The organism is Acinetobacter sp. UBA3025, assembly GCF_002367915.1.
Taxonomy (GTDB): Bacteria; Pseudomonadota; Gammaproteobacteria; order Pseudomonadales; family Moraxellaceae; genus Acinetobacter.
Genome location: NZ_DFDO01000093.1, coordinates 1 through 13601, shown reverse-complemented (window position 1 = coordinate 13601; position 13601 = coordinate 1). Strand labels below are relative to the sequence as shown.

General features: G+C 42.3%; 8 protein-coding genes. 5 read left to right on the top strand and 3 right to left on the bottom strand.

Annotated features, from left to right (window positions below):
* Position 1: 1 nt before the first annotated feature.
* Entirely contained in the window at positions 2–718 is a 717-nt protein-coding gene (bfmR, locus tag B4J23_RS03625) for a response regulator transcription factor BfmR (RefSeq protein ID WP_004785097.1), read from the bottom strand.
* Positions 719–1287: 569 nt separating this feature from the next.
* On the opposite strand from bfmR, the gene B4J23_RS03620 reads away from it, so the two are divergent.
* The 3 genes from B4J23_RS03620 to B4J23_RS03610 all read left to right on the top strand — a co-directional run bounded on the left by B4J23_RS03620 (position 1288) and on the right by B4J23_RS03610 (position 6209).
* The gene (locus B4J23_RS03620) at positions 1288–4122 is read left to right on the top strand and encodes a ribonucleoside-diphosphate reductase subunit alpha (protein ID WP_159124296.1); all 2835 of its coding nucleotides are present in this window, start codon (positions 1288–1290) and stop codon (positions 4120–4122) included.
* Between the two features lie 533 nt (positions 4123–4655).
* On the top strand, positions 4656–4787 hold the full coding sequence (locus tag B4J23_RS03615; protein ID WP_005237071.1) for a hypothetical protein: 132 nt from the start codon (positions 4656–4658) through the stop codon (positions 4785–4787).
* A gap of 138 nt (positions 4788–4925) precedes the next feature.
* Positions 4926–6209, top strand: coding sequence for a ribonucleotide-diphosphate reductase subunit beta (locus B4J23_RS03610; RefSeq protein WP_004785102.1), 1284 nt, complete (start codon positions 4926–4928; stop codon positions 6207–6209).
* Between the two features lie 81 nt (positions 6210–6290).
* Here B4J23_RS03610 and B4J23_RS03605 read toward each other — a convergent pair whose 3' ends face one another.
* Entirely contained in the window at positions 6291–6881 is a 591-nt protein-coding gene (locus B4J23_RS03605; protein ID WP_291358779.1) for a DUF4142 domain-containing protein, read from the bottom strand.
* 526 nt (positions 6882–7407) lie between these two features.
* On the opposite strand from B4J23_RS03605, the gene B4J23_RS03600 reads away from it, so the two are divergent.
* Positions 7408–8016: a DUF805 domain-containing protein gene (locus B4J23_RS03600; protein WP_159124294.1), complete on the top strand. Its 609-nt coding sequence runs from the start codon at positions 7408–7410 to the stop codon at positions 8014–8016.
* Between the two features lie 82 nt (positions 8017–8098).
* Positions 8099–8554 (top strand): hypothetical protein, encoded by a 456-nt coding sequence (locus B4J23_RS03595; protein WP_034706330.1) that lies wholly within the window; start codon positions 8099–8101, stop codon positions 8552–8554.
* 102 nt (positions 8555–8656) lie between these two features.
* Here the strand turns inward: B4J23_RS03595 and B4J23_RS03590 are convergent, their stop codons facing one another.
* Positions 8657–13312, bottom strand: coding sequence for a SwmB domain-containing protein (locus tag B4J23_RS03590; RefSeq protein ID WP_291358778.1), 4656 nt, complete (start codon positions 13310–13312; stop codon positions 8657–8659).
* Positions 13313–13601: the final 289 nt, after the last annotated feature.

Genomic DNA, 13601 nt, shown 5'->3' with positions numbered 1-13601 from the left:
ATTAGATACCGTTAGTTTCTTTGACGAATAGATAACCTTTACTACGTACTGTTTTAATACGTTTTGGATTTTCAGGATCGTCACCAATTTTTGGACGAATGCGCGAGATACGCACATCAATTGAACGGTCTTGACCGTCATATTCGATGCCGCGTAAACGCTCGAAGATATCTTCACGTGACAGGATGCGGCCCGCATTTGAAGCCAGCAGCCACAACAGGTCATATTCTGCACTGGTAAAGTCAACCAGCTCACCATTTAAGGTCACTGAACGACCACCATTGTCGATCACCAGGTCATCAAACTCGATGCGCTGAGCCACTTCATCCTCAGGCACCTTGTCGGTACGGCGTAATAAAGCACGGATACGAGCCAGCAGGACACGCGGCTGAACCGGTTTAGCGACATAGTCGTCTGCACCCATTTCCAGACCCAACACCTGATCCATATCTTCAGTACGTGCAGTTAGCATTAAAATCGGTTGATGATAATGTGGACGAACTTCACGGCAGATGGTCAAACCATCAGCACCTGGCAACATGACATCTAGAACCACCATGTCTGGTTGCTCGGCAATAATACGACGAATAGCACGGTTACCATCCGGCTCTACCCCAACCTCAAGACCATTACGGATGAGGTATTCTTGTGTTAAACGAGCAAGACGCTCATCATCTTCAACAATTAGAATTTTAGGTAACTTTTCTTCTTGGCTCATGTGTTGCCCCTTTATTTGATGGACGTATGCTACGGACGTATCCTTTTGAAATCCAATAGATACGTTTTTAATATGCTTGCAATATACACACGTTTACATTGTAAACAAGATAGCGTTCACCAAACCAATACATCAAAGTAGCATTTTGTAATATTTTATCGTGCACATTTCACTCGAATGTGCATTTAACTACCGTTTGTCGGCTTATTTGCATTGATCAAAGCTGAATCTGGACAAAATGTGACTAGTTGATTCAGGCCTTTTTAGTTATCCACAATGTTATCTATAAGCACTTTTTGCCAGCTTTGATATGCTATGCCTTGCCGGATAAGGCTTATACAAGAATCAATAAAAATTGGGATCTTTTTGCAAAAGATTAAGATAAAACTTCAGAAAAATATTTAGCAAAATGTCAATATTGATCTACCCTAAATTTTCCCGTATCTTGTGTTCAATTAATTTTATAACCACTAGGTCTTGTGTTTATTCCTCGAACACTGTGGCACGATTTTTGCCCAGTTCAAACGGTCCATAAACATAAAAATAGATGACAATGGAGCTATGCTAACATGAGCGTAATCACGTCCACTCCGGGTCAACTTCAGGTGATTAAACGCACCGGTGATGTTGCCGCTTTTGATGCAGAAAAAATTTCTGTTGCAATTGGAAAAGCATTTTTGGCAGTAGAAGGCCAGCAAAGTGCAGATTCGAGCCGTATACACGACCGTATCGAACAATTAACGGAAATGGTTCTGAATACATTCAAACGCCGTTTACCATCGGGTGGCACGATCCATATCGAAGAAATTCAGGATCAGGTTGAACTTGCGCTGATGCGTACTGGCGAACAGAAAGTTGCACGTGCCTATGTCATCTACCGTGAACAACGTTCTGAAGCGCGCAAACAGTTAGGTGCCAACCATCACCCTACACTGCAAGTCACTGATGCAGAAGGCAAGTTAAAGCCGCTTGACTTAAGCGAATTGACTGCGACTGTGACTCGCGCTGCTGAAGGCCTTGAAGGGATCGACGTACAGGCGATTGTCGATGAGACCGTAAAAAACCTTTATAACGGCGTAAAAGAGTCTGACATCTCTACCACAATGATGATGGCAACTCGTACCCGTATTGAGCAAGAACCTAACTATACTTATGTGACTGCACGTCTGTTGCGTGATGACCTGGTGGCGACCGGTTTAGAGTTCTTGGGTCTATCCACTGATACCAATGAAGGTGATGCGCTTGAAACTTTCCTGAAAAAAGGGATTGAGTTAGAGCTTCTTTCACCTGAATTGTTAAACTTTGACCTGGCTAAGCTGGCTGCAGCGATTCAACCAGAACGTTCAAACCAGTTCACTTACCTAGGTCTGCAAACCCTATTTGACCGTTACTTTATCCACTCAGATGGCGTGCGTTTCGAATTGCCGCAATTGTTCTTCATGCGTGTGTCTATGGGTCTTGCCCTGAACGAAGATAACCGTGAAGACCGTGCAATCGAGTTCTATAACTTATTGTCTAGCTTCGACTACATGGCGTCTACGCCTACTCTGTTCAACTCAGGTACGCTACGTCCACAGTTATCTAGCTGCTACTTAACTACAATTGATGATGATCTGTTTGACATCTATGGCGCGATGCGTGATAACGCGATGCTGTCTAAATGGGCAGGCGGTTTAGGTAATGACTGGACTCCAGTTCGTGCCCTGAACTCTTACATTAAAGGTACAAACGGTAAGTCTCAAGGTGTGGTGCCATTCCTTAAAGTTGCCAACGATACTGCTGTTGCGGTAAACCAAGGCGGTAAACGTAAAGGTGCAGTATGTGCATACCTGGAAACCTGGCACCTGGACATCGAAGAATTCCTTGAGCTGCGTAAGAACACGGGTGATGACCGTCGTCGTACTCACGACATGAACACTGCGAATTGGGTTCCTGACCTGTTCATGCAACGTGTATTCGAAGATGCTGAATGGACACTGTTCACTCCTTCTGAAACGCCTGATCTTCATGATCTGACTGGTGCAGAATTCGCTGAGCGTTATGCTTACTACGAAAGCATTGCCAAAGAAACAAACATGTTGCACAAGAAAATCCGTGCAAAAGATTTGTGGCGCAAAATGCTGTCTATGCTGTTCGAAACAGGTCACCCTTGGATCACATTCAAAGACGTATGTAACCTGCGTTCACCACAACAGCACGTGGGTGTGGTTCACTCTTCTAACTTGTGTACAGAAATTACCCTGAACACCAGCAAAGAAGAAATCGCAGTATGTAACTTAGGTTCTATTAACCTGGTACAACACGTTCAAGGCGGCAAGCTGGATCGTGAAAAACTGGCTCGTACAGTAAAAACTGCAGTGCGTATGCTCGATAACGTGATCGATATCAACTACTACGCGGTTCCTCAAGCACGTAACTCGAACTTGAAACACCGTCCAGTTGGTATGGGTATCATGGGCTTCCAGGATGCGCTTTACGAAATGGGTATGGCGTACGGTTCTGATGCTGCGGTTGAGTTTGCTGATGAATCAATGGAAGTGATTTCTTACTACGCAATTTCAACTTCAAGTGACCTTGCTGTTGAACGCGGTACGTATGAAACATTCAAAGGCTCACTGTGGGATCAAGGCATTCTGCCAATCGACTCACTTGACCTGGTTGCGAAAACTCGTCCAGAACGTATGTTTGAAGTGGATCGCACACAACGTCTGGACTGGGACACTTTACGTGCCAAAGTTCAAAAAGACGGTATGCGTAACTCGAATGTGATGGCGATTGCTCCGACTGCTACTATTTCGAACATTTGTGGCGTATCTCAGTCTATCGAACCTACATTCCAGAACCTGTATGTGAAATCTAACCTGTCTGGTGAATTCACAGTGATCAACCCGTACCTGGTACGTGCGTTGAAAGAACGTGGTCTTTGGGATGCGGTGATGGTCAATGACCTGAAACACTTCGAAGGTTCTGTTCAGAAGATTTCTCGTATTCCTGAAGAATTAAAAGCGATCTTTGCGACTGCGTTTGAAGTTGAGCCACGCTGGATTGTTGATGCTGCTTCTCGTCGTCAAAAATGGATCGATCAGGCGCAATCTCTGAACCTGTACATCGCGGGTGCAAACGGTAAGAAACTGGACATCACTTACAAGATGGCTTGGTTACGTGGTCTGAAAACGACTTATTACCTACGTGCCTTAGGTGCAACTTCTGCCGAGAAATCCACCATTAATACTGGTGCATTGAATGCAGTTAAGCCTGCAACTGTTGCGGCTCCTGTAGTTGCAGCGCCAGTGGTTGAAGAGAAAAAACCTGAAGCTCCTGTAGAGGAAGAAGGTTTCACTCAAGCAGCGCCAGTGCCACAAGCATGTTCAATTGACAATCCTGATTGCGAGGCTTGTCAGTAATCTGACAGGTTTCTAATCCACCCCGACCCTCCTTTTTCAAAGGAGGGAGATTCCTCGAAGCAAATGGCGGGATGCAAGTCCCCCTTTGCAAAAGGGGGATTTAGGGGGATTCCAAACTAACTGAGAAAAATCAAAGGAGGTGCGGATATAAAGAAAAATTTTAGGCAATAAAAATGGCCTGCCAAAACTGACAGACCATTGGTTTGAAAACCCAAGCTTTCAGAGGAAATACTTCCCTGAATCGCTAGAGTATTCTAGATGTTAAATTTTCGACGACTTAACGCAGAATACTTTAGCAAAGTTTAGGTAAAGAGTCATCCTCTGAAAGCGTCTTTTACAAAAAGGAGATGCTGATGAGAGTTATGTGCTCGTTGGAGAAGCCTGTCAGTGTGTGCAACTACACTCGCATCCGATTTAATCGGTTAGAGTATGTTCGCTCACATTGTCGGAGTTATCCGAATCAAGCTCAACTAAGCTTGTGGTAAAAAGATGGGAGGCTGAAAAGCCTCTCGACTTAAATTAAAGGAAAACCTATGCCCCATATGACTCACAATTACATGTTAGGACTTGTGGCATTGATCCTTTCCTTTGCCGTTACCTTTTACGCACCGATTGCTTATTTCTGGTTTAAAGTTCGCCAGCAACAGCGTAAACAAAATAAGTAGTGGGGATTTATCTCTGAACAAATTCAGAGCATTCATCGACAAAACTTAATTTTGTTTACACAAATTGAGCGTATAGTAAGACATCTCAGCACTGCTGGATGTCTAATAAAAGATATAAAGCAACTAGAGAGAATTGATATGTCTATCCTAAGTTGGGACGATTTCGAAGATGATTCGCAAAAACCGGCTGCACCTGAACAGCAGCCTACGCCCGTCGAGCCGAAAAAAACGGCTAATCCGCAGATGGTATCTGATGCAAGCAACACATCGTCGAATGTGGCAGCTGCACAACCCGCTGCAGCCCCTCGAAGCGCAGGATCAAATTCAACCGATTCACTGGCAAGAGCATCTGCTTCCCTAGACCAGCTAGACGTTGCGCCAGGTCTTGAAGAGCTTGAGATGGGTGCACAGCGTGTACAGGTTGATGATAAACGTATGATCAACTGTCGTGCTGACTTGAACCAGTTAGTGCCATTCAAATACGAATGGGCTTGGCAGAAATATCTGGATGGTTGTGCGAACCACTGGATGCCTCAAGAAATCAACATGAACCACGACATCGCGTTGTGGAAGTCTGAAAATGGCTTGACTGAAGATGAACGTACCATCGTGATGCGTTCACTGGGCTTCTTCTCTACTGCGGATTCACTAGTAGCAAACAATCTGGTATTGGCGATCTACCGTCACATCACCAACCCTGAATGCCGTCAGTACATCCTGCGTCAGTCATTTGAAGAAGCGATTCATACGCATGCTTACCAGTACTGTATCGAGTCTTTAGGTATGGACGAAGGTGAAGTCTTCAACATGTACCGCGAAGTCCCATCAGTTGCACGTAAAGCGGCTTGGGGCTTGAAATATACACAATCTCTAAGTGATCCTACTTTCAAAACCGGTACACCAGAAAACGACCAGATCTTGCTTCGCAACCTGATCGCATTCTACTGTGTACTTGAAGGTATCTTCTTCTACTGCGGTTTCACCCAAATTCTGTCTATGGGTCGTCGTAACAAGATGAATGGTGTTGCTGAGCAATTCCAGTACATCCTGCGTGATGAATCTATGCACCTGAACTTCGGTATCGACATGATTAACCAGATCAAGATCGAGAATCCGCATCTGTGGACTGCTGAATTCCAGCAAGAAGTGATTCAGATGATTCTTGAAGGAACCATGCTTGAAATCGAATATGCTCGTGACACGATGCCACGCGGTGTATTGGGCATGAATGCCGGCATGATGGAAGAATACCTGAAATTTATCTGTAACCGTCGCTTGAGCCAGTTGGGCTTGCCTGAACAGTTTACTGGTGTGAACAACCCATTCCAGTGGATGTCAGAAATGATGGATCTACGTAAAGAGAAGAACTTCTTCGAAACTCGCGTAACAGACTACCAAACTGGTGGTGCATTAAGCTGGTAAGAAATATCACATAATATATAAAGTATTATGATCAAAAAAAACCGCCAAAATGGCGGTTTTTTTATTGGATGAATGCTTAACTTATTTCATCTTTTCAACGATTTGTTCAGCTTTTTTCAGATGTGTCGCTACCGCAGTACGGGTTTGCGTCAACATGCTTTTTAATTCCGCATTTTTCGCATTTGGAATCAATTGTGTGTCCAAAGTGTTCAGGGCTTTACGATGTACTTCAACTTGGCTCATCATATAGTCTTTATCAGCTGCAGATGGCTTGCTCAGGTCAGTAACAATCTTGTCACTATCACTTTGCAATGCCGTACTGAGACTGCTTGCTTGCGGAGTTAATTTTAAACGGTCTGCCAGAGCCTGACCTTTTTTCTCATTCGCTGTATGTTCGCTAATCATCATTTGCGCATACTTACGTGCGTCATCTGTTTTAAGTTTTGGCAAGGCTGTTTTTGCCTGTTTGATTTCACCGTTATTGACCGTACTTACAATCTTAATCACTTGACTCTCGGTTAAATGCATTCGGCTGTCATTTGATGCTTTAGAATTCGCTTGAGCAGCAGTTGAAGATTGCTGATTCATTGCCATTGTTTGCCCAGCAGTGAATAGCAATACACCACTCATCGCAACACAGTTAATCATCTTCTTCATTGGAATAGCTTTCATCATGGCACCCTTTAATGTTTTATTAATTAAAAATGCCTTTATAAAATAGGTGAATTAGCCTAAAAACAGTGTAATGTTTAAGTTGTTTTATGAGATCAATATATAAGCATTTATTAACTTAAGCAAAGTCTGTTGGGGATTAGTTTCTTATTCAAACTCTACGTAAAAATTCGCAATATATTCATATTGAGTAAAATACTAAAATTAATTAAGTTGTTGATTTAAATTATATTTTATAAATTTTAGTATATTCTTAGCTTTATTAAATTTACTTCAGTTTTTCCTCTATTGAATCATTCCTTATTATTCAACAAATTAAGAAAAGCTAAATTTAATTGAACTATTCATTAGCTGCTAAATCAACTTCTTATTAATCAGAACTTCTAGCTTTAGATAGTGAAAATTTATTACCTAAATATTTTTATAAAAGCTTGATCTCAAAATAAATTTCCTATGCTACTATCGGCCATATATGAATAATATTTATACAAATCCATAATAGCCAGAAGATAAATAGAGAGGGCTTATGAAAGGTTCCATCCTGGATTTTTCTATTCAAGATAATACGGGTTTTATCACAGGGGATGATAACAACCGCTACAGTTTTAGCGGTGCAGACTGGCGTGGACAACGCCCTCCTTCACGCGGTGACCGGGTTGATTTTATTGTTAACTCAACCGGTCAGGCAGCAGATATTTATCTGGCTTTGGGAAACTCGATTCATCTGGGAGAAAGCATTAGCAATCAGATTAATAAATATTCCAATCTGGATCAGGCTGAAGAGAATTACAGCAGTATCGATTGGTTCGTAAAATGTCTAACCAATTATGCAAACTTTTCAGGTCGTGCACGCCGTAAAGAATTTTGGTTCTTTATGCTGTTTTGTGTAATTTTAAGCATTATTAGTGAAGCCATTGATGCAGTTTTAGGTACCAAACCTTTGGTGAATGGCCTGCTAAATTTAGCGCTTCTGCTCCCAAGTCTGGCTGTAGGGGCACGTCGCTTGCATGACATTGGACGCTCTGGATGGTGGCAATTGCTTGTACTGACAGGGATAGGAGCCATTTTACTCATTATCTGGTGGGCAAGTGATACCAAAAAAGAAAATAATGAATATGGTGCTCCTGCCAAGTAATGGAACATTACATATCCCGTCTTGATACGGGATATGTTTATAGATTATTTAATTTAATATCAAAGCAATACGTAGGCAATTCATGCTGCAAGATCAGTTATCCAAACTTCCCAATGCAATATGGGTGCAAATTTATAAAGATAAAATGCAACTGATGGACAATGAGGGCACGATTGTGCAAACAATGGTCCCTCCCGTTCCCTATGCGCATGAACGCAGCATCATTGCCGACTTTAATGCTGCCTCAGACACCCTAAAACAGCTGGTATCTACTTCAATTGTTCAAAAACTTTGGGGCTCTACAACGCTGCTGCAAGTTATGGATATGCCTGAAGAGGGTCTGACAGCTCTTGAACAGCGTGCCCTGCTAGAATTAGGTTATGAAAATAGTGCACAAAAGGTGATTCTGTATGATCCCGCAGGTCAGGAAATTACGAAAGCGAGCTTAAGCACCACTTATCCTAAAACCAATCTAAAAATCTTTCTGGTTATCTTAATTGTCGTCATTGCTGCTTCTATCTGGTTTTTAACACTTTAAATGCCATATAAAATTAAAAAACCCCGCATTAAGCGGGATTTTTTAATTGAAGTTCAATGACATCATAAATTTTTATGAATAATCCATTTTAAAAACTTCTGATTAGATTGGATTATATTTAATGATGTCATCCAGCTGTAAAGTTGCACTGTCTACATTCTGTAATATCAGCAAATCAGCGCGTGCAAAGGTGGTATTGGTATCGGAACCATCACGATCGATTGTCACGACTGTATCATCTCCACGTTGTTCGAGCGTGATATAGTTCCCCAGATTTGACGCATCTACTGCCTGATCACTTAATAATGCAGATACATCGATGGTGTCACCTTCAACTGCATTGAAGTCAGTCCAGGTATCTGTACCATTGCCGCCAGTTGCATCAGCATTATTTAGTAAATAATAGATCGCTGTATCGGCTCCTGCCCCACCTGTCAGGATATCATCACCTGCGCCACCCTGTAACAGGTTATCTGCTGGATCGTCGGCATAGTTAATTATCTGGTTTACGCGATCAATATTAATTACCAGATTTGCTGAAGCACTTTCCTGATCGGCCTGTCCCGCATTACGCGTTACCGTGTATTCAAATACTTCACTGAGTAATGGGCCCTGTACTACTGCACTATTGTATTCATAACTGAAATTACCATTTTCATAGAGTTTGAGCTCACCATATGTCCCTTCGATAAGGGTAAAGTTACCTCCCTCATCACTTGAATCGAAAGTTACTGGCTGCCCATTAATCTCTGTTAATACACCACCCGCCCAATTATCCGCTTGTGTGCCGTCGGCTGAAGTTTCCTGAATATTGCCTGTTGCACGGTAGATTTCTCCATTGACTTCGTAGACTTCAGCAGTGGTTCCACCAAATAGCGTTAATGGATTACTTAAGGCTTCTTGAGCGATCAGGTCTATCAAGCCATTAACAGTAGGTAAAACATCACCCAGCCCTAAAGTACTCAGCAATGTATTTAATGATCCTAGTAAGGTATTTAAACCAGTCGTCAGGCCAGTATCTTCAAGCACGGTATCTAGCAAAATATCGCTAACTAATGGTTCAACCAGGTTATCGAATAATGCCTGGCCTGCACCATCTACTCCTTCTAAAATTCCATTTACAAGGGCATCTAATGCTGTACCCAATCCTAAGGTAGTTAATAGGAATCCTAATGCCCCGCCTCCATTTCCTGCAAGTAAACTCCCTACGGAGGTATTGTATACATCACCTAATATTGGGCGAACTAGTATGTTATCCAGAGCCAATGACAAGACTGAATCAACTGCTGTGGTTAAAGTATTTATAATTGGTACAGAAGAACCTGTAGTTAAATCCAATAACTCACGAAGTGTCAATTGCTCCAGAATTCCACGAGGATCAGCGTTTTGGCCAGTCAAGGTAGCTTCGAGTAAACCTAATACAGTATCTGACACCAGATTGTTAACCGTGTTATCGCCTAAATTCGCTAAATCTATAGTGGTCAGGATATCTGCTAATTGTGAAGAATCACCATATACCGAGACTTCATAGGTTCCAGCAGGCAAGTCATTAATATCCAGTCTCAATCCTTGAGCATCTGCTACTCCACCCAGCAGCTCCAGTCCCAATGCACCAGCAACTAAGCCGCCTTGACTGGTATTTGCTGAAGCGACCTCAAATTCTTCGCCAGTGGTTGTATTACGTACCACGAAAGTAAAGGCATTCGCCAAGCTAACCAGATTTTCTTGCTGTACTGCAATCACCACGCTAGAAATATTTTCCTCAATCGTAAAATCGACCACGGCAACTTCCGAAGTGCCATTGAGCACGTCGATACCACTACTATCACTATATGTTTCCAATACAGTTGCATCTTGTGATCCTTCCAAAATTGCGGACACATTGTCATCGGCAAGATTCAGTAAACGTTCTGAATTATTTACAACTCCATTTGGTAGATCCGCTGTAGTAAAGCTTGCGGCATCATTCCCTGCCAAGTCCTGAATTACATTGTCATCATTTCCAGTAGTTGGATCAGTATATTCGACACTAACGGTCTGCCCAGCTGTAATCACTGGATTGGTAATCATCGTGAGGATATTTCCATCGGCAGCAATATTGATCACATCGACTGTAGTCTGATCTGGAGCTGTACCGATTGTAACGACTAGACTATTTAAAGGTGGTAAATTGTCTGCATCTAGAGTTTCATTAAAACTGAGTTCGATGTTACCGTCAGCATTGACTTCAGCATCAATTAATACAGGGGCTACAGTATCTTCTACTGGTTGCTCTGAGTTATTGTCAACGCCACCTACTGCTATTGCATCGAAACCGTCTAGTACATTACCGCTACCATCGCGAATTCCCTGATCATCTCCCGGCGTGCTGTCGGTATAAGTGACTTCTACTTCCTGACCTTCGGTAATGACTGGATCGGTTACCAGAATGATTTCATTGCCGTCATAAACAATATCGGTTACCGGAATTTCTGCTCCATCGACGATGACCGTGAAATCAGCAGGCAGCGGATTTGAAGTCGATACATCTTCATTAAAACTGAGTTCGATATTACCGTCTGCATTGACTTCGGCATCAATTAATACAGGAGCAACGGTATCTTCTGCGGGTTGCTCTGAGTTATTGTCAACACCACCCACTTCTACCGCATCAAAGCTGTCCAGTACATTGCTACTGCCATCACGGATTCCCTGTCCATCTCCCGGAGTGCTGTCAGCGTAGGTCACTTCTACTTCTTGACCTTCGGTAATAACAGGATCGGTTACCAGAATAATTTCATTACCGTCATAGATAATATCAGTTACCGAAATTTCTTCTCCGTCAACTACCACCGTGAAATCAGCAGGTAAAGGATTTGAGGTAGAAACATCTTCGTTAAAACTGAGTTCGATATTACCGTCGGCATTGACTTCGGCATCGATTAATACAGGAGCGACAGTATCTTCTGCTGGCTGTTCTGAATTATTGTCAACGCCACCCACTGCTACTGCATCGAAGCCGTCGAGTACATTGCCACTGCCATCTCGGATGCCCTGTCCGTCTCCTGGAGTGCTGTCAGCATAAGTGACTTCTACTTCCTGACCTTCAGTAATGACAGGATCGGTTACCAGAATGATTTCATTGCCGTCATAAACAATGTCAGTTACTGGAACTTCACTTCCATCGACTATGACAGTGAAATCAGCAGGTAGAGGATTCGAGGTCGATACATCTTCATTAAAGTTGAGTCCAATATTGCCATCCGCGCTGACTCCAGCTTCGATTAATACAGGGGCTACAGTATCTTCTGCTGGCTGTTCAGAGTTATTGTCAACGCCACCCACTTCTACCGCATCGAACCCATCCAGCACATTGCCGCTGCCATCACGGATGCCCTGACCGTCTCCGGGAGTGCTGTCAGCATAAGTGACTTCTACTTCCTGACCTTCAGTAATGACCGGATCCGTCACCAGAAAGATTTCATTGCCGTCATAGACAATGTCAGTCACGGGAATTTCTGTTCCGTCAACTACCACCGTGAAATCAGCAGGTAGAGGATTCGAGGTCGAAACGTCTTCATTAAAGCTAAGTTCAATATTACCATCGGCGTTGACTTCGGCATCAATAAGAACTGGACTTGCTGTATCTACAACAGGTTGTTCTGAATCATTGATCACTCCATTGGGTAGATCCACTGTGTTAAAGCTTGCAGCATCGTTCCCTGCCAAGTCCTGAATCGCATTCTCATCATTTCCAGAAGTTGGATTGGTATATTCCACACTGACAGTCTGACCTGCTGCAATCACCGGACTGGTAATCAGCGTTAAGGTATTTCCATCGGCAACAATATTAATCACATCGACCGTAGTTTGATCTGGGGCTGTACCCACTGTAACGACCAAACTATCTAAAGGAGGCAAATTATCTGCATCCAGCGCTTCATTAAAACTAAGCTCGATATTGCCATTGGCATTAACTTCGGCAGCTAAAAGTACGGGGCCACTAATATCCGGATTCTGCACTCCGCCCACATCATCCGAATCCAGATCTTCTAATACATTCCCTTCTGAATCCTTAATTCCTTGATTATCATCAGGTGTACTATCCTGATATTCAACCGTAACTTCTTGTCCGTCCCGGATCTCTGGTTCCGTAATCAGGATAATCTTGTCATCTTGTACAATAATATCGTTGACTGGAATTTCTTCTCCATCCACAACCACTGTGAAATCTTCAGCGCGTGGATTTGAATCATTAATATTTTCATCAAAACTCAGTTCAAGCTGGCCTTCTTCATTCACAATGACGCCGGTTAACTTCGGCGGACTCATATCCCGATTATCCGAACTACTTCCTGAAGATGAGCCTCCACCTGCTGCCGCCGCGATAGCTCCTAATGCCAATGCCCCACCCAACCAAGGTAAAATGCCCGCAGCTACGGTTCCACTCTCAGCCAGATCTCCTGTAAGCGGGTGATATCGAATCGTATCGAGCATTACCCCATTTTCATCAGTAAATTCCGCCCAGTACAATTGGCCTTCATGTTCAAAAACGATTCGATTATCATTCACTGCATAATCAAAATAATTTTCGATCGTAATAGTTTCACCATTTTTAAAATAGATAACAGCCGAATTACCTTGACGCGTAATTTTTGCTACTTCATCAATCGTGGCATTTACCTTGATCACTGATTTTTCGCTTAAATTCACAATATTAGTATTAATATCCTGAATTAATTCTCCATTCTCTGCCGACAATATCTGTATATTCGCCATATTATTCCCATCCTTTTTTTATAATTTATTTATTGCTTAATTAAACGTGAAATACATAGCATCAAAATCAAGAGATGAGAATCTGAAAAATGTTATCTTTAACTTGTTACCAAATATTAGAAACATAGTGAAATGAATAAATTAAAAACTTATTATAAAATTAAGCTGTTGAATTTTAATATTTTAGCTAGATTTAAATAAATAGATATTAAAATATGGCAAATATGTTTTTGTGAATTATAATTAAATAGTTCTATTAAAATAGGACATTGATCACATAAAATACATT